Below are 22125 nucleotides of genomic sequence, written 5' to 3'. Positions count from 1 at the left end.
GCCGGGGATTACGGGTCGGCCCTCAGCGCAGGTGAGAGGTGTCGTTGAGCAGGCGCACGGAGGCGTTGCCGTCCCCGTAGTAGGCGACCGTGGAGATCGAGGCCGCCGACAGCTCCATCCTGAACACCGCCTCGGGCGGGGCCCCCAGGGCGAGCCGGACGAGCGTCTTGATCGGGGTCACGTGGGTGACGAGCAGGACCGTGCGGCCCGCGTACCGGGTGATGACCGAGTCCCGGGCGGCCGCCACCCGCTCGGCCACCTCCGCGAAGCTCTCACCGCCGCCGGTCGGGGCGGTGTCCGTGGAGGCCAGCCAGGCGGTGAGATCGTCGCCGTACCGTTCCCGTACCTCCCCGAAGGTCAGCCCCTCCCAGGCGCCGAAGTCCGTCTCGCGCAGGCCCTCGTCGATCCGCACGTCCAGGCCGAGGCGGGCGGCGACGGCTGCGGCGGTCTCACGGCAGCGGCGCAAGGGCGAACTGACGATCTCCTGGACGGCGCCCAGGGCGGCGAAGTACTCGGCGGCCCGTTCGGCCTGGCCGCGGCCGGTGGCGGACAGCTCGGGGTCGGTGCCGCCGCTGCCGGAGAACCGCTTCTCGGGTGTGAGGGCGGTCTCGCCGTGCCGGAGCAGGATCAGCGTGGCGGGCGGGCCCAGGTCGGGGCCCGAGCCCCAGCCGGCCCGGGGGACGCCGGCCGCCTCCGGGCGGGCCTCAGCCGACTCCGGACCTGCGCCGGCCGTCTCCGTACGGCCTCCGGGCGTCCCCTGCGGGGTGCCGGGCGGCTCCACGGGCGTCGGCGGGGCCGGGACCGTGGTGTCCGGCACCCCGGCCTCCGGGACCGGAAAAAGCGTGTCGGCCACCGGGGTGGCCGCGCCGCGCGCGGCCGCGAGGGCGGCACGGGCCCTGGCCGCTCCCGCCGCCTGGTCGCCCGGGGGGCCCTGGCCGGGAGGCGGGCTGCTCACGGTGCGGGCCGGGGCGTCCAGGGCGGCCGTCGAGCCGGACGCCTCCCACTGCCGGCCGTCGCGGCCCGCGTCCATCGCCTCGTTGGCGAGCCGGTCCGCGTGCTTGTTCTCCGCGCGGGGAATCCACTCGTACGTCACGCAGGACGGCGGCAGCACCGCGGCGGCACGGGCCGCCAACGGCTTCATGTCGGGGTGCTTGATCTTCCAGCGCCCCGACATCTGCTCGACCACCAGCTTGGAGTCCATCCGGACGTGGACCCGCAAGGCGTCGCCCGCGTCCGGGTACAGCGCCTTCGCGGCCGTCAGTCCGGCGATCAGGCCCCGGTACTCGGCGACGTTGTTCGTCGCGACGCCGATGTACTCGGCTGCCTCGGCGAGGGGCTCGCCGGTGGCCGGATCGATGACGACGGCACCGTATCCGGCGGGCCCCGGGTTGCCCCGGGAGCCGCCGTCGGCCTCGACCACGAGGTGGCGAGCGGTGCTCATTACAGGCCCGACTCCGAGGTGCGGACCAGGATGCGGTGGCAGTTCTCGCAGCGCAGCACCGTGTCGGGGGACGCGGCCTTCACGTCATTGACCTCGGTGATGTTCAGCTCCAGGCGGCAGCCCTCGCAGCGGCGCTGGTAGAGGCGGGCGGCGCCGACGCCGCCCTGCTGGGCGCGGAGCTTGTCGTACAGCTTCATCAGGTCGGCGGGGATGACGTCGGCGACGACCTGGCGGTCCTTGGTCACCGTGGCGGCCTCGGCGTCCAGTTCGGCGGTCGCGGCGTCGCGGCGGGCGATGGCGTCGTCGACCTTGGCCTGGACGGCGGCGACCCGCTCGGTCAGCTCGGCCACCCGCTCCTGGGCGCCCTCGCGGCGCTCCATGATCTCCAGGACGACGTCCTCCAGGTCGCCCTGGCGCTTGGCGAGCGAGGTCAGCTCGCGCTGGAGGCTCTCCAGGTCCTTGGGCGAGGAGACCGCGCCGGAGTCCAGGCGCTGCTGGTCGCGGACGGCGCGCTGGCGCACCTGGTCGACGTCCTGCTCGGCCTTGGTCTGCTCGCGGGTGGTGTCGCTCTCCTCGGTGGTGGAGGCGACCAGCAGGTCGCGCAGCTGGGCGAGGTCGCTGCTGAGCTGCTCGATCTCGGCGTGCTCCGGCAGCGAGTCGCGCTTGTGGGAGAGCTGGGCGAGACGGAGGTCGAGGGCCTGGACGTCGAGAAGTCGGATCTGGTCGGCGGGCGCGGCGTTCAGTTGGGGGCTCCAGAGGAATGGTGGGTGGTCCAGGGGTCGGTGACCTGCTTCGAGACATGGACCCGCAGGTCCCATCCGTGGCGGTCGGAAAGCGCGTCGAGCTGGGCCGCCGCCTGCTCGCACCAGGGCCATTCGGTGGCCCAGTGCGCGGCGTCGACGAGGCCGAGCGGCGAGTGCCGCACTGCCTCGGACGCCGGGTGGTGGCGCAGGTCGGCGGTGAGGAAGGCGTCGACGCCCGCGGCGCGCACGGCGTCGAAGAGGCTGTCGCCGGAGCCTCCGCTGACGGCGACGGTGCGCACGAGCGCCTCCGGGTCGCCGGCCGTCCGGATGCCCTGTGCGGTGGCGGGGAGCCGGGCCGCGGCCCGGGCGGCGAAGGCGGCCAGGGTCTCGGGGTGGTCCAGCTCGCAGATCCGGCCGAGTCCGCGCCGGCCGCCGGGGTCGGTGGGGTCCGGCACGAGAGGGCCGGTGATCCGCAGGTCGAGGGCGCCGGCCAGGGCGTCGGAGACGCCGGGGTCCGCGGTGTCGGCGTTGGTGTGCGCGACGTGGAGCGCGATGTCGTGCTTGATGAGGGTGTGGACGATCCGGCCCTTGGAGGTGTCGGCGGCGACCGTCGTCGTCCCGCGCAGATAGAGCGGGTGGTGGGTGACGATCAGCTGGGCGCCGAGCTCCAGGGCCTCGTCCGCGATCTCGCGGACCGGGTCGACGGCGAACAGCACCCGGTCGACCTTTGCGTCCGGATCGCCGCAGACCGTCCCGACCGCGTCCCATCCCTCGGCCCGCTCGGGGGGCCAGAGGGTATCGAGGGCGGCGATGACTTCAGACAGACGGGGCACGGGGGAAAGGCTACCTGTCCGGCGTGGCCCGTCGCCCCTGGCCGCCGGACCTGTACACCAGGACCGGCGGCCGGACACCGATCGTCACGTCACCGGACCGGCGCGGAGGCCACCGCCTCACCGGCCCGGGGTCGATGCCCCACCGGCCCGGCACGGAGGCCGGAACGGGGGTCGTCACTTCACCGGGCCGGAACGGGGGCCGGCGCGGGGGTCGTCACTTCACCAGGTCGGCGCGGAGGTCGTCGAGGACCAGGCCGGCCGACGTGACGCCGAGACCCAGGTACCAGGTCTCGTCGGATACGTCCTTGGCCCGGCCCTCCTTGACGGCCTTCAGGTTCTTCCACAGCGGGTTGGACCGGGTGGTGTCGCGCTGGGTGGCCTTCGGGTCGCCGTAGACGCCGGTGAAGATCCAGTCGGCGTCCGCCTCGTCGATCCGCTCCGGGCTGATCTCGGCGGCGAGGTCGTCGATCTGCTGGTTCTCAGGACGCGGCAGACCGACGTCTTCGAGGATCGTGCCGATGAACGACGCCTTGGCGTAGAGCCGGAGGCGGTCGGGCATGTAGCGGACCATCGAGACGGTCGGCTTGTCGGGGCCGATGTCCTCGCCCAGCGTGCGCGCCTTCTCCTTGTACGCGTCGAGCGCCGACTCCGCCTGCGCGGTGCGGTCCAGCGCCTGAGCGTTGAGGAGGTAGTTCTCCTTCCAGGTGAAGCCCGGCCGGATGGAGAAGACGGTGGGGGCGATCTTGGACAGCTCCTCGTACTTGTCCGCGGCGCGGAGCTGGCTGCCGAGGATCAGGTCCGGCTTCAGGCCCGCGATGGCTTCCAGGTTGAGGCTGTTGATCGTGCCGACGCTCTTCGGCTCGCCCGCGTCCTTCTCCAGGTACGAGGGGAGGGCCGCGTCGCCCTCGCTGGGGGCGTAGCCGACCGGCTTCAGACCCAGCGACACGACGTTGTCGAGCTCGCCGACGTCCAGCACGACCACACGCTCGGGCGCGGACTCGATCTCGGTCTTCCCCATGGCGTGGGTGACCGTACGGGGGAACTCACCGGCCGCGGCGTCCGTACCGTACGCCGCCGTCTTCTTCGCCGCGTCCGCGAAGTCCTTGCCGCCCGTGGCGACGGCGGCCTTCTTGTCGCCGCCCGCGTCGGACTTCGCCGCGTCCTCGTCCCCGCCGCCACCGCCCCCGCAGGCAGACAGGGCGAGGGCGGCCGCCACGGCCAAAGCTACTGCGGCGGTACCGCGGGGTCGAAGCGACATCGCTTGCTCCAGGTGTCCACGTACGTGCACAGAAGGCACGGATTCTTGGTTAGGGCCGCCTAACCATAGACAGGCCCACCTCCACCAGCACACCCACCCCCTCCACTTCAGGAAAATCCGGGCATCGCCACCCTTATGTGTGAAGAGAGGTGGCTCGTGTTGTTCGGCTGGAAGTGCGAAAACTAGCTTTCGTAGCCGGAGGTGACGAGTCCATGACTGCCTGTGCCATCGAGGGCGGATCCGCCGGGGCCGCCACGACGGCGGAACCCGGAACGGAACCCGGAACGACAGGGCCCGGAGCGGAACCCGAACCGGCGGGGTCCGGCGACGCCGTCCTGCCCGGACTCACCGCGGGCGGGGCCGCCCGGGTGTCGCCCGCCGCGAGCGGCCCGGGGACACCATGCAGCGACGCGCCGCTTCCCGGCGGCCTCACGCTCACCGCGGACGGGGCCTATGCCGCCCGGCTGACCGCGACTCCCGGGCCGCCGGACGAGCGCGCCTGGTACCCGGAGCGGTGGACGCTGGACGGGCCGGAGCCGTACGCGGTGCCCCTCCCACTCGACCAGCCCGAGGAGCCGGATGCCCAGGTGGCCCCGCTCGCCGACGGGCGGGTGCTGATCCGGCGGCGGGTGGCGGACCGGCAGATGTTCTCGCTGCTCTACCCGACGGGGCCGGGCACCGGCGAACTCCTGCTGGGCACGGTCGCGTGCCCGGAGGCGACGCTGCTGCCGCCGTCGCCGGACGGCCGGTCCGTGTACGCCCTGGCGGCCGGCGCGGATCACGCGTCGCTCTGGCTGGTGGCGGGGGGAGCGAGCGGCCCCGAGGAGGTCGCGCGGATTGCCGGTCGCTGCTCGGGCGGGGTGTGGCTGGACCGGGCGGGCCGGATGCTGGCGCTGGACCGGCAGGCGCCGGGGGGCGGGCCGGTCAAGGCGGTCTCCGTCGACCTGGGCCGGCGGGGCGAGGTGACGCCGCTGCTCCAGATCGCGCCGGAGAGCGATGACCGGCTGCTGCTCGCGGACGCCGACAGCGGGCTGCTGCTGCTCCGCTCCGACGCCCCGGGCCACGACCGGCTGGGCTGGGGAGTGCTGGGGAGCTGTCTGCCGGTCAGGTTTCCGGAGTGTCTGCGCCTCGCGGACGCGGCGGTCACGCCGTTCGCGGTGCAGCCGGGCCAGATGCTGATGCCGGAGAGCTGTGCGGTGGCGCTGCGGATCGACGGGGCGGCGGGCAGCTGGGTGGGCGTCTGGCGCCCGGCAAACCGGCGGCTGCACCAGTTCGCGGCTCCGCTGGGCTGGGCGCCGGGGGCCGGGTACTGGACCCGGGACGGGGTGCTGCGCCTGCCGTACGCGAACGGGGCGACGCCCTGCGGCGTGGCGATGCTGGACGCCCCGGCGGATGTGGAACCCTCTTCCGTGACCGGCCGCACGCGGGGCGGGGAGGGCGGAACGGAACCGTCCGCCGCCGTCGCCGCTCCTGCTGTGTGTAAGCCCGTTCCGTTGGGGCAGGCGCCTCTGCACCGGGCCGCTCCACCTGACTAAACTCGGGGTCCGGGCTACGCGGCCGTGCCGGGCGGGTACCGACGGTGACCGCGTCGGATGGCGGTGGCGGGGCTTGCGCAACACGTAGGTGCGACACAAGTAAGCGAACACAACGGGGTGACTTCCCACATGTCCGAAGCGCGAACCCACACGACCCAGCAGCGCCCGACGGGGGCGGACGAGGGAGCCGGCACCGGTGGTTCCGGAAGGCACCGAGGGGGTGCGTCGGCGGAGAACACGTCGGTGCAGCCGCACGGTCGCCACCGCCGGCCGGCCGAAGCGGAGTCCAGGGCGGCCTGAGCCGCGCGGCAGACGCACGACAGCACGACGGGAGGGCCCGGACCGGCGGACACGCCGGGCCGGGCCCTCCCGCCCGTCCGGGCCGTCCGGGCGCCCTCGGTCGCTTGCGGTGCGCTCCCCGCGCTACCGGCGTTGCAGACCGAGGACTTCGGCGGCGACCTCCTCCGCGGGGGCGGCGGACGCCTCGCCGGAGCCGTCGCGGCCCGGCTGCCCGTAGTCGTTGACGACGACGGCCGCGCCGAGGCGGGCCAGTTCGAGGGCTTCGGCCCGGCCGAGGCCGCGACCCGCGCCGGTGACGATCGCGGACAGCCCGTCCAGCGGGAGGGGAAGTGCCATCGGATTCCTCAACATCGTGGGTGGGCGGCCGGGTTCAGATCTCGATGCAGGTGCGCAGCGACTCTCCCGTACGCATCTGGTCCAGGGCGTCGTTGACCCCGTCCAGCCGCACCCGGTGGGTGATCATCGACTCCAGGTCGATGCGGCCCGCCCGCCAGAGCGCGATGGCCCGTCCGTAGGACCGCAGGACGTCCCCGCCGCCGTACATGGACGGCAGGATGCGCTTCTCGTCGAAGAACAGCTCGAACATGTTGACCTGGAAGGTGTCGTCCACGGCCCCGGCCCCCACGACGCACAGGGTGCCGCCGCGGCGGGTGTTCTCGTAGGCGGTGCGGGCGGTGGCGGACTTGCCGACGACCTCGAAGACGTAGTCGAAGCCCTCTCCTCCGGTGATCCGCTGCTTGGCGTCGGCCAGTCCGTCGGGGGCGACGGCCTCCGTCGCGCCGAAGCGGAGGGCCGCCTCGCGGCGGGAGGCGACCGGGTCGACGGCGATGATCTGGGCCGCCCCCCGGACCCGGGCGCCCTGGATCGTGGAGATGCCGACGCCGCCACAGCCGATCACCGCGACCGACGAACCGGCCTCCACCATCGCGGTGTTGATCGCCGCGCCCAGGCCGGTGGTGACCCCGCAGCCGATCAGGGCGGCGATCTCGAACGGCACGTCGTCGGGGATCGGCACCGCGCAGCCCGCGCCGACGACGACCTCCTCGGTGAAGGTCCCGGTGCCGGCGAAGCCGAAGAGGTCGCCGCCGGGGCGCTTGAAGTTCGGGGTTCCCGCGTTCATGAAGCCGGCGAGGCACAGCTGGGTCTGGCCGCGCTTGCAGGAGGGGCAGGCGCCGCAGGCGGGCAGCCAGCAGACGAGGACCCGGTCGCCGGCGCTCAGCCCGGTCACCCCGTCGCCGATGTCGACGACCTCGCCCGCACCCTCGTGACCGGGGATGAAGGGGGCGGGCTGCGGAAGGACGCCGCTCATCGCGGAGACGTCGGAGTGGCAGAGACCGGTGGCGCGGATGCGGAGCCTGACCTTTCCGGGGCCGAAGCCCACCGCCTCGACGTCGTCGAGGACTTCGAGCTTCTCCTGGCCTGTCTCGTGCAGTACGGCTGCGCGCATGGGTACGGCTCCCCTCACATCGTCGTCTACATCAGGATGCTGCTGTGTTCAGGAATGCTCAGGAGTGTTCAGGAGTGTTCGACGACCGTGTCGGCGAGGACCGGCGCGTCGTCCCGCTCGGCGGCGGCGACCGTCACCTGGACGCGGCCGCCCCCGGCCCACATCCGGATGCGGAGGGTCTCGCCGGGGAAGACCACTCCGGCGAAACGGGTGCGGTAGGCGGTGATCCGGGAGACGTCGCCGTCCAGCAGGGTGTCGGTGACGGCCTTCAGGGTCATGCCGTACGTGCACAGCCCGTGCAGGATCGGCCGGTCGAAGCCGGCCAGCTTCGCGAAGGCGGGGTCGGCGTGGAGCGGGTTCCAGTCCCCCGAGAGCCGGTAGAGCAGCGCCTGGTCCTCTCGGACGGGCCGCTCGACCGTGTGATCGGGAGCCCGGTCAGGCGGAGGGAGCCGGTCGGAGGCCCGCGCTCGCCTCCGAAGCCGCCCTCCCCCCGTACGAAGATCTGGGCGTCACTGGTCCACAGCGGCCCGTCGCCGTCGGCCGCCTCGGTACGCAGCACGATGAGGGCGGCCTTGCCCTTGTCGTACACCGCCGCGACCTTCGAGGTCTGCACGGCGCGGCCGGTGACCGGGATCGGGCGGTGGACGCGTACGGTCTGCCCGCCGTGCAGGACTGCGGCCAGGTCCACGCCGACCCCCTGCGCGCCCATGCCGCCGAACGCGGCCGTGCCCGCACCCGCCACGGTGGCGAAGCTCGGCAGGACCTGGAGCCGGGACTCCAGGGTGTAGCGCAGTTCGTCGGGGTCGGTGGCGGGGCTGCCCGCGCCGAGACCCAGGTGGTAGAGCTGGACGTCCTTGCGGTCCCAGCCGATCTCGGCTCGGCGGGGTTCGGCGGCGAGTGCCGCCCGGGCGTCAATGGGCATGACGGAGCCGCTCCTTGATGGTCCTTGGTGGCGGGAAGACCCCGGCACGGCCGTCCGCACCGTAGGCCGCACCGAGGTCGTGCGGTGACCGGCAGGGCGCGCGCCCCTTCTAGAACGCGTTCTAGCCGATGACCCATGTATAACGCAGGCCACGGAAGTCGGGAAGACTGACATCACGTCAGATCGGTGATCGGCGGCGGCCTTTCCGAGGACCGGCCCGACCGCGCGGGGCCGGGCCCGTGCGGTCCGTGCTCCTCCGGCCCGCCGGCTACGCGGCGGGCCTCGGCGTGCGGTGGTTCGGCAGCCAGAGCAGCATCACGATCACTCCGGCCAGCAGCACCCCGCTCGCCGTGCGGAAGGCGAGCGCGTATCCGGCGGTGATCTCGGCGGCGTCTCCGGATCCCGCGGTGCGCGCCGCGGCGACCGTGGAGAGCACCGCGAGGCCCAGCGCACCGCCCATCGTGCGGGAGGTGTTGACCAGGCCCGAGACGAGTCCGGCGTCGCCCGGGTCCGCGCCGGAGGTGGCGAGGGTGGCGAGCGGGGTGGAGGCGAGGCCGGCCCCGGCCATCATCAGGATGCCGGGCAGACAGATCGCGGTGAGGTAGGAGCCCTCCACGCCCATCGTGGACTGCCAGCCGAAGCCCGCGGCCGTGATCAGGACGCCGGCGACGGCGAGTGTCTTCGCCCCGGTGCGCACCATGAGGCGGGGGGCGAGCTTGGAGCCGATGATGACGGCGGCCGAGGTCGGCATCAGCGCGAGACCGGCCCACAACGGCGTGTAGCCCAGGACGTTCTGGGCGTACACGGTCATGAAGTACCACATGGAGAAGGTCGCCGACCCCATGAGGAGCATCGACACGTTGGCCGAGGACACAGCCCGTACGGAGAACACGCGCAGCGGGATGAGCGGGACGGCGGTCCGCGCCTCGACCAGTACGAAGGCCGCCAGCAGCGCGACGCCGGAGAGCAGCGGCACGAGGGTGGCCTCGGCCGTCCAGCCCTCGGCCTCGGTCTGGACGACGCCGTACGCGACGGCGGCGAGGCCCCCGGTGACGAGGACCGCGCCCAGGAAGTCGATCCGGCGGCGGTCGCCCGCGCGGCCCTCGGTGATCCGCAGGGCGGCGGCGACCAGGACGAGGGCCCCGATGGGCACGTTGATCAGGAGGACCCAGCGCCAGGACAGGGTGTCGGTGAGGACCCCGCCGATGAGCCCGCCGGCCGCACCGCCACCCGCACCGACGGCCATCCAGGTACCGATCGCCTTCGTCCGGGCCGGGCCCTCGGGCACGGCCGCCGTGAGAATGGTGAGGGTGGCCGGGGCGAGGACGGCGGCCCCGAGGCCCTGTGCGGCGCGGGCGGCGAGGAGCTGCCAGCCTTCCTGGGCGAGGCCGCCGGCGAGGGAGGCGGCGGTGAAGAGGCCGAGCCCGACGAGGAACATCAGCTTGCGCCCGTAGATGTCGGCGGCCCGCCCGCCCAGGAGCATGAACCCGGCGAACGCGATCGAGTAGGCGTTGACGACCCACTGGAGGCCCCCGGCGCTCAGCCCGAGGTCGGCCCGCATGGAGGGCAGGGCCACGTTGACGACGGAGACGTCGAGGACGACGAGGAACTGGCCGGTACAGGCGGCGAGCACGACGGCCCAGGTGCTGGGCCGTATTCGGGAGGTGTTCGACGGGGCGGAGACGGGCGCGGAGACGTCAGGCATGAAGGTCATGGTCCCAGGCGGCGAGCGGCCCGTACATCGGGTATCGGTCGGGATCTCGGTCCCGGGACGGGGCCCCGGGTCGGGGCGTCGGGTCCCGGGTCGGGGCGTCGGGTCCCGGGTCGGGGCATCGGGCCCCGAGCCCCCAGCTTTACGCCCCGCGCGCCCCCGCCCCCGGCCCCGCGCCTCCCGGCGTCTCAGCCGCGACGCAGCAGGGTGACCACCGCCGCGCCGCCCAGGCCGATGTTGTGGGCGAGCGCCGTTCGTGCGCCGGGGACCTGGCGGGCCCCGGCCTCACCGCGCAGTTGCCAGGTCAGCTCGGCGGCCTGGGCGAGCCCGGTGGCGCCCAGCGGATGGCCCTTGGAGATCAGCCCGCCGGACGGGTTCACGACCCACCGCCCGCCGTAGGTGGTCGCCCCGGACTCGACGAGCTCGCCGGACTCCCCCTCACCGCACAGGCCCAGCGCCTCGTAGGTGAGGAGCTCGTTGACGGAGAAGCAGTCGTGCAGCTCGATGACGTCGAGATCGTCCGGGCCGAGGCCGGAGGCCGCGTACACCTGCCGGGCGGCGGACCGGGACATCGGAGCCCCCACCGCGTCGATGCAGCTGCCGGAGGCGAAGGACGCCTCGCTGAAGAGGGCTTCGCCGGTGATCTCCTTCAGCGGGCGGATGTCGATGCCTTCGGTGTTCTTCATGTCGACCAGGAAGTAGGTGAGCCCGCGGTGCCTGCGGGCGTCCGGGTCGGTGCGCGCCAGCAGGATGCCGTGGTCGGCGGTGCGGGCGGCACTCGTCCAGACCTTCTGCCCGGTGATCCGCCACCCCTCCTCGGTCCGGACGGCGCGGGTGCGCAGCGCGGCGAGGTCGGACCCGGCCTCGGGCTCGGAGAACAGCTGGCACCACTGGAGGTCGCCGCGCAGGGTGGCCGGCAGATAGCGCTCGCGCTGCTCCTCGGTGCCGTACGCGAGCAGGGACGGCACCACCCAGGTGGCGATGGACAGGTCGCTGAGCCGGATGCCCTGTTCCCTCGACTCCCGCTGGATCGCCAGCTGTTGTACGGGGCCGGCGCCCAGCCCGTACGGGGCGGGGAGGTGCGGGGCGGCGTAGCCGGTGGCGGCGAGGACGTGGCGGGCCTCGGCCGGCGCCAGCCCTCGGGCGGCGGCGAGGCGGGGGCGGGCCTCGGCGCGGTGGCGGGCCGCGTCGGCGGGGAGTTCCAGGGCGAGTTCGCGGCGGGCTCCGCCCTCGGCGAGGCGGGCGGCGCGCAGCCGGTGCGTGTCGGCGGAGCCGAGGAGCTGGCGGGCGAGGACGGCCCGGCGCAACTGGAGGTGGGCGTCGTGTTCCCAGGTGAAGCCGATGCCGCCGAGGACCTGGATGGCGTCCTTGGCGCAGGTGTACGCGGCCTCGGGCGCGGTGGCGGCGGCCAGCGCGGCGGCGAGCCCGCGCGTCCGGGCACCCCGGCCGCCGGAGCGGCCGGGTCCGCCGCCGGAACCCGCCGCGTCGGGCTCGCCGGCGGCAGGGGCACATGCGCCGGCGGCGCGGGCGGCGTCCCAGGTGAGGGCGCGGGCCTGTTCGAGGCGGACGAGCATGTCGGCGCAGAGGTGCTTGACCGCCTGGAACGCTCCGACGGGCCGCCCGAACTGCTCGCGTACGGCGGCGTGCGCGACGGCGGTGTCGAGGCTCCGGGCGGCGGTTCCACAGGCGTCGGCGGCCAGGAGCACGGCGGCCAGGTCGCCGACGAGCGCCGGGTCGTCCACCGCCACCGCCCGGCGGGCCGGTACGTGGACGGCATCGGCGCGCACCCCGGCGGTGGGGCGGGTCGGGTCGACGCTGCGGTGCGGACGCACGAGGAGCCCCTTCGCCCCGGCGTCCACGAGGAACCAGCGCTCGCCGTGGGGCGTGGCGGCGGGCAGCAGGAGCAGTTCGGCCGCGTCGGCGGAGAGGACCGGCGGGGCGGCGCCGTCCAGCCGGTGGCCGCCCCGGTCCGGGGTGGCGGTGAGGGTGCCGGGCGCGAGGGCGAGGGCGGCGGTGCGGCCCCCCGCCGCGAGTTCCCGGAGCGGGCCGCCCAGCGCCCCGGACCCGGCGGCCACCGCGCGGTGCAGCACGGCGGAGGTGAGCGTGGTCGCGAGGTACGGGCCGGGCAGCGAGGCGGAGACGACCGGATCGGGACCGGAATAGCGGACCGCCCGGAAGTGTTCACCATGCACACACTTGGGGGGAGCCCGGGTGATCGAGGCTGCCCGGAGGCCCCACGTATGCGACGGACGGAACAGATACCGCACACCGGGGACCTCCCCGAGCCGCCGAAAGCGCGCTCCGGTCCCATCGTTCCGGTCCTCGCCTTCGCGGGTATCACCGTCGCGGTCATGCAGACCCTGCTCGTCCCGGTCATCAAGGACCTGCCGGTCCTGCTGAGCACCGACCCGGCCAACGCCACCTGGGTCATGACCGCCACCCTGCTCGCGGGCGCCGTCTCGACCCCGATCATGGGGCGGCTCGGCGACCTGTACGGCAAGCGGCGGATGCTGCTCGCCTCGCTCGCCGTCATGGTGGCCGGCTCGCTGGTCTGCGCGTCCACCGACGACCTGATCGTCATGATCACCGGCCGCGCGCTCCAGGGCTTCGCCATGGGCGCCATCCCGCTCGGCATCGGCATCATGCGCGACGAACTGCCGCGCGAGAAGCTCGGCTCCGCGATGGCGCTGATGAGCTCCTCGATCGGGGTGGGCGGCGGTCTCGCGCTGCCGGCCGCCGCGCTGGTCGCCCAGTACGCCGACTGGCACGCGCTGTTCCTCGGGTCGGCCGGGCTGGGCGTGCTCGCGATGGCGCTCACCTACCGGCTCGTCCCCGAGCCGCCGCTGCGCGCACCCGGCACCTTCGACGTCGTCGGCGCCCTCGGGCTCTCGCTCGGACTGGTCCTCCTCCTGCTGCCGGTCACCAAGGGCGGCGACTGGGGCTGGACCTCGGCCCCGACCCTCGGGCTGCTCGCCGCGTCCGTGGCCACCCTGGTGCTGTGGGGCCTGTTCGAACTGCGCACCCCGGCGCCGCTCGTCGATCTGCGCACCACCGCCCGCCGCGAGGTACTGCTCACCAACCTCGCCTCGATCATGGTCGGGGTCGCCTTCTACGCGGTCTCCCTGGTCCTGCCGCAACTGCTCCAGCTGCCCACGTCCACCGGCTACGGCCTCGGGCAGTCCATGGTGGTCGCCGGCCTCTGCGTGGCCCCGCTGGGCCTGACGATGATGTTCGTCGCCCCGCTCTACGCCCGGATCTCGGCCCGCCGCGGCCCCAAGGTCACGCTGATGCTCGGCATGCTGGTCATCGCGATCGGTTACGGGGCCGGACTCGGGCTGCTCAGTGCCGCCTGGCAGACCGTGCTGATCGCGGTGGTGCTGGGCGCCGGGATCGGCCTCGCCTACTCCTCGCTGCCCGCCCTGATCATCGGAGCCGTCGACCCGTCGGAGACCGGCGCGGCCAACGGCCTCAACACCCTGATGCGGTCCATCGGCACCTCGGTGTCGAGCGCCGTCATCGGCATGGTGCTGGCCAACACCTCCGTGACGATGGGCTCGGCCCAGGTGCCGTCCATGGAGGGGTTCCGGATCTCGTTCCTGATCGCCACGGGCGCGGTGCTCATCGGCCTGGTGCTGGCGGCGTTCCTGCCCGCGCGGCGGCCCTCCGCGCACCCGGTGCTCCTGGCGAGCAGCGCCGACGCCGGGCCCGCCGCCGCCCCGGCCGCCGCCCCGGCCCCCGCCGAGGCCGTCGGCCGGCACGTACGGCACGATGGGTCGCCGTCGACAGGCCCCTGAGCACCCGCCCCACCTGGAGGAACCCCGTGACCGCCGAGTCCGCCGCCGCTTCCGCTTCCGCGTCCGCCGCCGGACCCGGGCCGGAGATCCTCGCCTCGTTCGAGGCCGCCAAGGGGTTCATGCCGGTGCACGAGGGCCTCACCCTCCACGCCGCCGCCACCGAGGCCGGTGCGCTCGGGCTGCCGCTGCTGGAGGTGGGCACGTACTGCGGGCGGTCCGCCATCCTGCTCGCGGACGCGGCGCGGACCGCCGGGGTGAGCGCGCTCACCGTCGACCACCACCGGGGCAGTGAGGAGCAGCAGCCCGGCTGGGAGTACCACGACCCGAGCGTGGTGGACCCGGAGGTCGGGCTGATGGACACCCTGCCGACGTTCCGCCGCACCCTGCGCCGGGCCGGTCTGGAGGACCACGTGGTGGCGCTCGTCGGGCGCTCCCCGCAGGTCGCCGCCGTGTGGGCCGGACCGCTCGGGCTCGTCTTCATCGACGGCGGGCACACCGACGAGCACGCGAACGCCGACTACGAGGGCTGGGCCCCGCACGTCGTCGAGGGCGGGCTGCTGGTGATCCACGACGTGTTCCCCGACCCGGCCGACGGCGGCCAGGCCCCGTACCGGGTCCATCAGCGGGCCCTGGCCTCCGGGGCGTTCGCCGAGGTGTCGGTGACGGACTCGCTGCGCGTGCTGCGGCGCACGGGGGCCGGGATCTGAGCCGTCCGGGCAGCCGGGTGGGTAGCATCGCCGCGTGCCGTACGACGACAGCCCTCCCCCCGTCCGCCGCGCCCGGCCGCTGACCGTGGCCGCCGCGCTGGCCGCCGTATGTCTGACCGCCGCCGGATGCGGTGGCGGCCCGGAAGCCGGCGGGGCCGGTGCGGCCCCGCCCCGGCCCGGCGCGGACACCGCCTCCTCGACGGCCCCCACGCCGGCCGGAGAGCAGCGGCCGGAGCCGTCCGGATCCGCCTCCGCCGAGCCGGCGCCGAGGGGTCCGCTGAGCGGCCGGACCGTGGTGATCGACCCGGGGCACAACCCGCGCAACCGGGATCACGCCCGGGAGATCAGCGAGCAGGTCGACATCGGCACCGGCCGCAAGGAGTGCGACACGACCGGCACGGCCACCGACGACGGATACGCGGAGGCGCGGTTCACCCTCGACGTGTCCCACCGGCTGCGCACGCTGCTGGAGGCCGACGGAGCCCGCGTCCGGCTGACCCACGACGCGGACCGGCCGTTCGGCCCGTGCATCGACGAACGGGCCCGGATCGGGAACGAGGCGAAGGCCGACGCGGTGGTCTCGGTCCACGCCGACGGATCGGCCGTCGGCAACCGGGGCTTCCATGTGATCCTGCCCGCCCCGGTGAAAGGCGGCGGGGCCGACACATCGAGGATCGTGCGGAGTTCGGCGGATCTCGGCGCGAGGATCGCGGGACACTTCGTCCGCACGACCGGAAGCGCACCTTCCAATTACGTCGGCGGAAATACCGGTCTGGACACGCGTAATGATCTCGGCGGACTGAATCTGTCGACCGTGCCCAAGGTGTTCGTCGAATGCGGCAATATGCGTGATCCGAAGGACGCGGCCCTGCTCACCAGCGCGAGTTGGCGGCAGAAAGCGGCCCAGGGACTGGCCGACGGCATCAGCAGCTACCTGAAGGGGTAGTTCTGCGGTGATATTGGGGGGATACCCGCTCACGATCCGGGTCCGGGCACAACCCGCCCGGGCAGACGATAGATTCATCCGTACGATGGGGACCCGCTCCCGAGCTTCGAGCCGCACCGGCGGCAGCGACGACCGCCCCGACGAGACGACCGACTAAGGACCTTCACGTGAATATCCGATCCCTCACTCGAGGCGACGGCGTGGTGATCGGAGCAGCGGTCGTGCTGTTCATCGCCTCTTTCCTCGACTTCTCCAGCTACGACTGCCCGCAGGGCGTCGACTGCTCCCGGTTCGACAGCCCGAACGCCTGGGACTCGCTCGGACTGCTGATGAGCGTCTTCCTCGCCGGTGTCATCGGCGCCGCGCTGCTGATCGTCAGCCGTGCGATGCCGGGCCGCAAGGTCGTCGGGCTCGACCTCGGCCAGTTCGGGACGGCGCTCACCGTCTTCGCACTGTGGACCGCCTTCTGGACGATCCTCGACGTCAGCAACGCCGGAGCCGGTCTGATCCTCGGCCTGCTGGCCACCCTCGTGCTCGCCGCGGCCGCCATCGCCGGCCCGCTGGTTCCCGCGCTCAAGGCCCCGCTCGTCAGCGCGTCGAGCCCGGCGCCGGGCGTGCAGGGCGGGCACCCCCCGTACGGCGCGCAGCCCGGCCAGGGCTACGGCTTCCCGGGCGCCCAGCAGCAGGAGCAGCCCTACGGCGGCCAGCCGAGTCAGGGCTACGGCTACCCCGGCGCCCCGCAGCAGGGCCAGCCCGCCCAGGCCGACCCGGCGCAGGCCCAGCAGGCCCAGGCCCAGCAGCCCTCGCAGGGCGGCGCGGCCCCGGCGGGTGACTTCACCCCGTTCTGGTTCGCCGTTCCGGTGGCCCGCCCGCTGTACGGCGAGGACGGTTCGCCGAACCCCATCGCCGAGCTGGCGCCGGGCACCTGGTACCTCGCGGTGGAGCAGCGCGGCCAGAGCCTCATCGCCCAGACGCAGGACGGCCGTCGTGGCGTCCTCCAGGACACCACGGGCATCCAGCGCGGCTGATCCCGTACGCACACGACAACGACCCCTCGCCCTTCCGGGTGGGGGGCCGTTGTCGTACAGTCCGACCCGCACGCCCCCATCCGACACAGCGTCAGTCAAGGCTGGAGGGAACGGAATGCGGCTCGGACTCGCGCTCGGATACTGGGGCCGCCGCCCGGACCCCGGCCGGCTCGCCCTGGCGCAGGAGGCCGAGCGGCTCGGCTACGACTCGGTGTGGACGGCTGAGGCGTGGGGCTCGGACGCCTGCACTCCCCTCACCTGGATCGCCGCCCGCACCTCACGGATCCGGCTGGGCACGGGCATCGTCCAGATGGCGTCCCGCGCCCCCACCGCGACGGCCATGCACGCCCTGACTCCGGACCATCTCTCCGGGGGCCGGATGCTGCTCGGCCTCGGCCTGTCCGGGCCGCAGGTGGTGGAGGGGTGGTACGGGCGGCCGTTCCCCCGGAGCCCGCTGACCGCGACCCGCGAGTACGTCGAGGTGATCCGGCAGGTGCTGGCGCGGCGGGCTCCGGTCGAGCTGGCGGGCCGTTTCCACTCCCACCCGTACGACGGCCCGGACGCCACCGGGCTCGGCAAGCCGTTGAAGCCGATCACCCACCCGCTGAGGGCCTCGCTCCCCGTCCTGCTCGGTGCGGAGGGCCCGAAGAACATCGCGCAGACGGTGGAGATCGCGGACGGCTGGCTGCCGCTGTACTGGTCACCGCTGCGAGCGGACGTCTACGGGGCCTCGCTGACCGGGCTCCGGGACGGCTTCATGATCGCGCCGATGGCCCGCGCGCACGTCTGCGACGACGTGGTCGAGGGGCTGCTGCCGGTGAAGGCGATGCTCGGCTTCTACATCGGCGGGATGGGCCACGCGGCCCGCAACTTCCACGCCGGCCTGATGGCCCGCATGGGGTTCGAGGAGGAGGCACGGCGAATCCAGGAGCTGTTCCTCCGGGGCCGCAAGGAGGAGGCCGTACGGGCGGTGCCCGACGCGTTCGCCGACGAGATCTCGCTGATCGGGCCGCGCGCCCGCATCGCGGAGCGGCTGGAGCTGTGGCGCCGGGGCCCGGTGACGGACCTGCTGGTCACCGCCCCGGACCCGCACACGCTGCGGGTCCTGGCGGAGCTGAACGGCTGGGGGCCGCCCGGGGCCGCCGGCCCTCGCTGTCGGGCCTGTCCTCGTCCTCGTCCTCGGCCTCGGAACCTGTCCTCGCTGTCGGGCCTGTCCTCGGTCCCGGACCCGTCCTCGGTCTCGGACCTCGGCTCAGCCGAACGACGACCGGTCCAGCCAGAAGTCCAGCAGCTCCGCGTCGCCCACCACCTCGACCCGCTCGCCGGCCGGCTCCTGCCGGCGGTTGAAGACGAGCATCAGGTCGGTGAGCGGTCCGCGCATCGCGACCGTCGCCTTCTCGTGCGCGCGCCGCCAGGTGAAACCCTCCTCGCCGAACTCGATCAGCCACTCCGCTCCGGGCACATCGGTGGCCTCCAGCAGCAAGGAGCGCCCGCCGCCCCGCAGTTCGGCGGCCTCCGGGTCGCCGCCCGCCTGGGCGAACGAGACGATGCGCAGCCACTCCTCGATGGTGTCGGCCGCCACATCGGCGTCGACGGTGTACGGGGCGCGGGCGGCGAGCGCCGCGTCCGCCCGGTGCGCCACCGTCTCGTGCGTCATGCGCCGCGCCCAGAAGGCCGTACGGCGCGACCACGCCCAGGTCCACACCTCGGTGTCCGGCCCCGCCTCGCGCAGCGCGTCCGCGGTGGCGGCCGCCCCTTCGGCCAGCCAGGCGTCGAGCGCCTCCGGCGCCTCCTCCGTCGGCCCCAGGATGCCCGGCACCTTGCCCTCGGGGACGTCGTCCGCAGCGCGGGTGCGGACGATCTCACCGACCCAGCGGTGCGCGCCGCCCACGTGCACGGCCAGCTCCCGCAGGGTCCAGTCGGGGCAGGTGGGGACGGTCGCGGTGAGGTCGGCGCCGGTCAGTACCGCGCGCAGGGCGTCGGTCTGGGCGAGGATCTCGTCGCAGTAGCGGTCGTGGGAGAGAGTCGTCATGCGGCGCACCCTAACCGGCGGCGCCCCGGCCCCTCACCCGGATATTCGATCGGCCGGCCGGACGGCCGGCCGGACCGGGAGGAGGGGTCTTGCCCTTCGCCTCGGCCGGCGCGCCGTCCCGCCCGCGGAACGGGCCCCGCCGCAGGGTGTGTCAGTGGCAGCAGTCCGGCTCCAGGCCGACCGGCAGCCGCTCGCCCGCGAAGACCGCGCTGGTCGCCTCGTCGCCCCCGAGCGCGGCCACCGCCAGCAGCAGGGAACCCGCCGTCCACGTGGTGAGCTCCTCGGGCCAGTACGCCCGATTGCCCTCGAAGACGTAACCCGTCCAGTACAGCCCGCCTTCGGCGCGCAGGTGCTGGACCGACTGGAGGATCTCCAGCGCCCGGTCCGACTCTCCGGTCACCCAGAGGGCCAGGGCGAGTTCGCAGCTCTCGCCGCCGGTCACCCAGGGGTTGGGCAGCACGCAGCGCACCCCGAGGCCGGGGACGACGAAGCGGTCCCAGCCCTCCTGGATGCGGGCGGTGGCCTCGGCCCCGGTGACGGCGCCGCCGAGGACCGGGTAGTACCAGTCCATCGAGTAGTGGCTCTTGTCGAGGAAGCGCTCGGGGTGGCTGCGGATCGCGTGGGCCAGTGCCCCGGTCGCCAGCTCCCAGTCGGGCTGCGGCTCCTCCCGGCGCTCGGCGATGGCCAGCGCACAGCGCAGCGCCTGGTGGATCGACGAGGAGCCGGTGAGCAGGGCGTCGTTGACGGGTGTGCCGTCGGGCTCCCGCTTCCAGCCGATCTGCCCACCGGGCTGCTGGAGCCCGAGGACGAACTCGACCGCCGCGAAGACCGTGGGCCACATCCGGTCGACGAAGGCGTCGTCGCCGGTGGCCAGGTAGTGGTGCCAGACGCCTACGGCCACGTACGCGCAGAAGTTGCTCTCCAGGCTCCGGTCGGTCGGCTGCCGCGGGTCGCCGTCGTGGTAGGCGGCGTACCACGAACCGTCGGCGTTCTGGTTGCGGGCGAGCCAGTCGTAGGCGCGGGCCGCGGCCCCGTGCTCGCCGGCCGCGTCGAGCGCCATCGCGGCCTCGATGTGGTCCCACGGGTCGAGGTGATGGCCCCGGAACCACGGCAGCGCCCCGTCCTCCCGCTGTACGGCGACGAGCGCGGCGACCGTCTCGACGGCCTGATCAGCCGTCAGGACGCCCGGCAGTACGAGGTGTTCGGTCTGTTCGGGAGTGCTCACGCCTCGGCCTTCGGAAGGTGCGGCTTGGTGGCGTAGGCGACGAAGCTCTTGCCGACGACCGGGTTGAGGAGCTGCTCGGCGACCCGGGTCGCCAGCGGCTTCTTCATGATGTCCCAGACCAGCAGCTTGTGGTAGGCGCGCACCGGCAGCGCCTGGTCGTTGTCCACGCCGAAGGCGCACTTGAGCCACCAGTACGGCGAGTGCAGGGCGTGGGCGTGGTGGGTGCCGTACGGCTTGAGTCCGGCCTCGCGGATCCGGGCGAGGAGCTGGTCGGCCTTGTAGATGCGGATGTGGCCGCCCTCGACCTCGTGGTAGGCGTCGGAAAGGGTCCAGCAGACCTTCTCGGGACCGTAGCGCGGCACCGTGATGGCTATCCGGCCGCCCGGCCTGAGCACCCGGACCATCTCGGCGAGGACGCCCTTGTCGTCCGGGATGTGCTCCATGACCTCGGAGATGATCACGACGTCGAAGGAGTCGTCGGGGAAGGGGAGGTTGAGGGCGTCCCCCTCCATCGCGGTCGCGGTGGCGCCCTCGGGGGCCTCCCCGGCCTCCTTCATCGCCGCGAACCACGTGGCGACCTCGCGGATCTCCTCGCCGTTCCGGTCGAGGGCGACGACCTGCGCACCGCGCCGGTAGCACTCGAAGGCATGCCGGCCGGCACCGCAGCCCAGATCGAGCACTCGGTCGCCGGCGGCGAGCGGGAAGCGGGTGAAGTCGACGGTCAGCACGGGGGCCTGCCTTCGAGGTCGGAGGTACGGGGTGCGATGAGCGGGTCCGCGGCCGCCCGGGAGCGCGCGGTCACCTGCGGACTCCGCGGGCGGTGATCGCCTGACGGTACAGCTCGGCCGTTCCGGCGGCCGCCCTGGCCCAGGTGAAGCGGGCCAGCACCCGTTCACGGCCGGCCGCGCCGAGCCGGGCGCGCAGCTCCGGGCTGCCGAGCAGCCGGGCCAGCGCACCGGCCAGGGCGTCCGCGTCGCCGGGCGGCACGGCGAGGCAGGTCTCCCCGTCGCGGCCGGAGACCTCGGGGATCGCACCGCCGGTGGTCGCGACGAGGGGGGTGCCGGTGGCCATGGCCTCGGCGGCGGGCAGCGAGAATCCCTCGTACAGCGAGGGCACGCAGGAGACCTGGGCGCTGCGTACGAGGTCGACGAGCTCGGCGTCGCTGATGCCCTTGACGAACTCGACGGCGTCCGCGAGCCCGTGCCGCTCGATCGCGCGGGCGACCGGTCCGTTCTCGGCGCGCTTGCCGACGACCACGAGGTGGGCGGCGGGGTTCTCGGTGCGGAGCTTGGCGAGCGCGTCGACCAGGTGGACGAGGCCCTTGAGCGGGACGTCGGCGCTGGAGGTGGTGACGATGCGGCCCGGCACCTCGGCGACGGAGGGGTCCGGCGACCAGAGGTCGGTGTCGGCGCCGATGTGGACGACGCTGATCCGGTCCGCGCGTACGCCGAGGTCCTCGACGATCTCGTCGCGGGAGGAGCCGGAGACGGTGAGGACGGTGTCCAGCTTGCGGGCGACCCGCTTCTGCATCCGGGTGAAGGCGTACCAGCGGCGTACGGAGGCGCGTCGGCGGCGGCTGGTGGCGGCCTCCAGGTCGAGCCTGCGGTCCACGGTGATGGGGTGGTGGATCGTCGTCACGAGCGGGGCCCCGAGTTCGCCGAGGAGACCGTAGCCGAGGGTCTGGTTGTCGTGGACGACGTCGAACTCGCCGCGCCGGGCCAGCAGGTGGCGGCGGGCGCGCAGGCTGAAGGTGAGCGGCTCGGGGAAGCCGCCGGTCCACATGGTGGCGACCTCGGCCAGGTCGATCCAGTCGCGGTACTCGCCGGGTTTCGGGGTGCGGAAGGGGTCGGGCTGGCGGTAGAGGTCGAGGCTGGGCAGCTCGGTGAGCGGAACGCCCTCGTCCAGCACCGGGTAGGGCTGCGCGCCGATGACCTCGACGCTGTGGCCCAGGCGGGCCAGCTCCCGGCCGAGGTGGCGGACGTACACACCCTGGCCGCCGCAGAAGGGGTTGCCCTTGTACGTGAGGAGTGCGATGCGCAACGGCCGGTCGCCGGTCCCTGCGGAGCCGCCGTCGCCCGTGCGGGGGCCCGTCTCTATGGCCTCAGCGGTCACACTCGGCCCCCTTCTGACTGCGTGTTCGCCGGAGCGTAACCGGTCGCGCTAATCTAGAACAAGTTTCAGACTTGATCGTTCAACGTGCATC

General features: G+C 73.8%; 16 protein-coding genes and 3 pseudogenes. 6 read left to right on the top strand and 13 right to left on the bottom strand.

Annotation, left to right across the window (positions count from 1 at the left end):
* Positions 1-22: 22 nt before the first annotated feature.
* From ACIQMU_RS16585 to ACIQMU_RS16570, 4 genes are all read right to left on the bottom strand, one after another.
* Positions 23-1441, bottom strand: coding sequence for a bifunctional RNase H/acid phosphatase (locus tag ACIQMU_RS16585; protein WP_352242354.1), 1419 nt, complete (start codon positions 1439-1441; stop codon positions 23-25).
* Positions 1441-2184: a C4-type zinc ribbon domain-containing protein gene (locus ACIQMU_RS16580; protein ID WP_352242461.1), complete on the bottom strand. Its 744-nt coding sequence runs from the start codon at positions 2182-2184 to the stop codon at positions 1441-1443. The genes ACIQMU_RS16585 and ACIQMU_RS16580 overlap by 1 nt, the downstream gene beginning before the upstream one ends.
* On the bottom strand, positions 2181-3017 hold the full coding sequence (locus ACIQMU_RS16575; protein WP_352242353.1) for a Nif3-like dinuclear metal center hexameric protein: 837 nt from the start codon (positions 3015-3017) through the stop codon (positions 2181-2183). The genes ACIQMU_RS16580 and ACIQMU_RS16575 overlap by 4 nt, the downstream gene beginning before the upstream one ends.
* A gap of 214 nt (positions 3018-3231) precedes the next feature.
* Positions 3232-4275: an iron-siderophore ABC transporter substrate-binding protein gene (locus ACIQMU_RS16570; RefSeq protein WP_352242352.1), complete on the bottom strand. Its 1044-nt coding sequence runs from the start codon at positions 4273-4275 to the stop codon at positions 3232-3234.
* A gap of 212 nt (positions 4276-4487) precedes the next feature.
* Between ACIQMU_RS16570 and ACIQMU_RS16565 the strand changes: the two genes are divergently transcribed.
* Positions 4488-5810, top strand: coding sequence for a hypothetical protein (locus ACIQMU_RS16565; RefSeq protein WP_402689078.1), 1323 nt, complete (start codon positions 4488-4490; stop codon positions 5808-5810).
* Positions 5811-6254: 444 nt separating this feature from the next.
* On the opposite strand, the pseudogene ACIQMU_RS16560 reads toward ACIQMU_RS16565, so the two are convergent.
* The 5 genes and pseudogenes from ACIQMU_RS16560 to ACIQMU_RS16540 all read right to left on the bottom strand — a co-directional run.
* Positions 6255-6446 (bottom strand): annotated as a pseudogene (locus ACIQMU_RS16560) (short chain dehydrogenase); the annotation flags it as partial.
* Positions 6447-6480: 34 nt separating this feature from the next.
* Positions 6481-7557 carry a Zn-dependent alcohol dehydrogenase gene (locus ACIQMU_RS16555; RefSeq protein ID WP_402689077.1) on the bottom strand — a complete coding sequence of 359 codons (1077 nt, stop codon included), beginning with the start codon at positions 7555-7557 and terminating at the stop codon, positions 6481-6483.
* Between the two features lie 68 nt (positions 7558-7625).
* A pseudogene (locus ACIQMU_RS16550) lies at positions 7626-8479 on the bottom strand (MaoC/PaaZ C-terminal domain-containing protein).
* 268 nt (positions 8480-8747) lie between these two features.
* Positions 8748-10193, bottom strand: a complete 1446-nt coding sequence (locus tag ACIQMU_RS16545) for an MFS transporter (RefSeq protein WP_352242348.1) — start codon at positions 10191-10193, stop codon at positions 8748-8750.
* A gap of 185 nt (positions 10194-10378) precedes the next feature.
* Entirely contained in the window at positions 10379-12382 is a 2004-nt protein-coding gene (locus ACIQMU_RS16540) for a thiolase C-terminal domain-containing protein (protein ID WP_402689076.1), read from the bottom strand.
* A 48-nt stretch (positions 12383-12430) separates the two neighbouring features.
* On the opposite strand from ACIQMU_RS16540, the gene ACIQMU_RS16535 reads away from it, so the two are divergent.
* The 5 genes and pseudogenes from ACIQMU_RS16535 to ACIQMU_RS16515 form a co-directional block, all read left to right on the top strand.
* Positions 12431-13984 (top strand): MFS transporter, encoded by a 1554-nt coding sequence (locus tag ACIQMU_RS16535; protein ID WP_402689075.1) that lies wholly within the window; start codon positions 12431-12433, stop codon positions 13982-13984.
* A 119-nt stretch (positions 13985-14103) separates the two neighbouring features.
* A complete protein-coding gene (locus tag ACIQMU_RS16530; protein ID WP_352242459.1) occupies positions 14104-14691 on the top strand; it encodes a class I SAM-dependent methyltransferase in 588 nt (195 codons plus the stop codon).
* Between the two features lie 34 nt (positions 14692-14725).
* Positions 14726-15637, top strand: a complete 912-nt coding sequence (locus ACIQMU_RS16525; protein ID WP_352242346.1) for an N-acetylmuramoyl-L-alanine amidase — start codon at positions 14726-14728, stop codon at positions 15635-15637.
* Between the two features lie 167 nt (positions 15638-15804).
* A complete protein-coding gene (locus ACIQMU_RS16520; protein ID WP_352242345.1) occupies positions 15805-16665 on the top strand; it encodes a hypothetical protein in 861 nt (286 codons plus the stop codon).
* 115 nt (positions 16666-16780) lie between these two features.
* Positions 16781-17785: pseudogene (locus ACIQMU_RS16515) on the top strand (LLM class F420-dependent oxidoreductase); the annotation flags it as partial.
* 132 nt (positions 17786-17917) lie between these two features.
* Here ACIQMU_RS16515 and ACIQMU_RS16510 read toward each other — a convergent pair.
* The 4 genes from ACIQMU_RS16510 to ACIQMU_RS16495 all read right to left on the bottom strand — a co-directional run bounded on the left by ACIQMU_RS16510 (position 17918) and on the right by ACIQMU_RS16495 (position 22034).
* Positions 17918-18697, bottom strand: a complete 780-nt coding sequence (locus ACIQMU_RS16510; RefSeq protein WP_402689074.1) for a maleylpyruvate isomerase N-terminal domain-containing protein — start codon at positions 18695-18697, stop codon at positions 17918-17920.
* Between the two features lie 151 nt (positions 18698-18848).
* Positions 18849-19922: a prenyltransferase gene (locus ACIQMU_RS16505; RefSeq protein ID WP_352242343.1), complete on the bottom strand. Its 1074-nt coding sequence runs from the start codon at positions 19920-19922 to the stop codon at positions 18849-18851.
* Positions 19919-20650 (bottom strand): class I SAM-dependent methyltransferase, encoded by a 732-nt coding sequence (locus ACIQMU_RS16500; RefSeq protein ID WP_103534227.1) that lies wholly within the window; start codon positions 20648-20650, stop codon positions 19919-19921. The genes ACIQMU_RS16505 and ACIQMU_RS16500 overlap by 4 nt, the downstream gene beginning before the upstream one ends.
* A 70-nt stretch (positions 20651-20720) precedes the next feature.
* The gene (locus ACIQMU_RS16495) at positions 20721-22034 is read right to left on the bottom strand and encodes a glycosyltransferase family 4 protein (RefSeq protein ID WP_356723657.1); all 1314 of its coding nucleotides are present in this window, start codon (positions 22032-22034) and stop codon (positions 20721-20723) included.
* Positions 22035-22125: the final 91 nt, after the last annotated feature.

This window comes from Streptomyces sp. NPDC091649, from assembly GCF_044756785.1.
In the GTDB taxonomy this organism is placed as follows: Bacteria; Actinomycetota; Actinomycetes; order Streptomycetales; family Streptomycetaceae; genus Streptomyces.
The sequence above is the reverse complement of the archived record's forward strand: the minus strand, read 5'-3'. Positions and strand labels throughout refer to the sequence as shown.

Excerpts from the sequence above, each read along its gene's own strand:
- ACIQMU_RS16565 (WP_402689078.1), top strand. The coding sequence starts at position 4,488 with ATGACTGCCTGTGCCATCGAGGGCGGATCCGCCGGGGCCGCCACGACG.
- ACIQMU_RS16530 (WP_352242459.1), top strand. The coding sequence starts at position 14,104 with ATGCCGGTGCACGAGGGCCTCACCCTCCACGCCGCCGCCACCGAGGCC.
- ACIQMU_RS16535 (WP_402689075.1), top strand. The coding sequence starts at position 12,431 with ATGCGACGGACGGAACAGATACCGCACACCGGGGACCTCCCCGAGCCG.
- ACIQMU_RS16570 (WP_352242352.1), bottom strand. The coding sequence starts at position 4,275 with ATGTCGCTTCGACCCCGCGGTACCGCCGCAGTAGCTTTGGCCGTGGCG.
- ACIQMU_RS16510 (WP_402689074.1), bottom strand. The coding sequence starts at position 18,697 with ATGACGACTCTCTCCCACGACCGCTACTGCGACGAGATCCTCGCCCAG.
- ACIQMU_RS16555 (WP_402689077.1), bottom strand. The coding sequence starts at position 7,557 with ATGCGCGCAGCCGTACTGCACGAGACAGGCCAGGAGAAGCTCGAAGTC.
- ACIQMU_RS16585 (WP_352242354.1), bottom strand. The coding sequence starts at position 1,441 with ATGAGCACCGCTCGCCACCTCGTGGTCGAGGCCGACGGCGGCTCCCGG.
- ACIQMU_RS16545 (WP_352242348.1), bottom strand. The coding sequence starts at position 10,193 with ATGACCTTCATGCCTGACGTCTCCGCGCCCGTCTCCGCCCCGTCGAAC.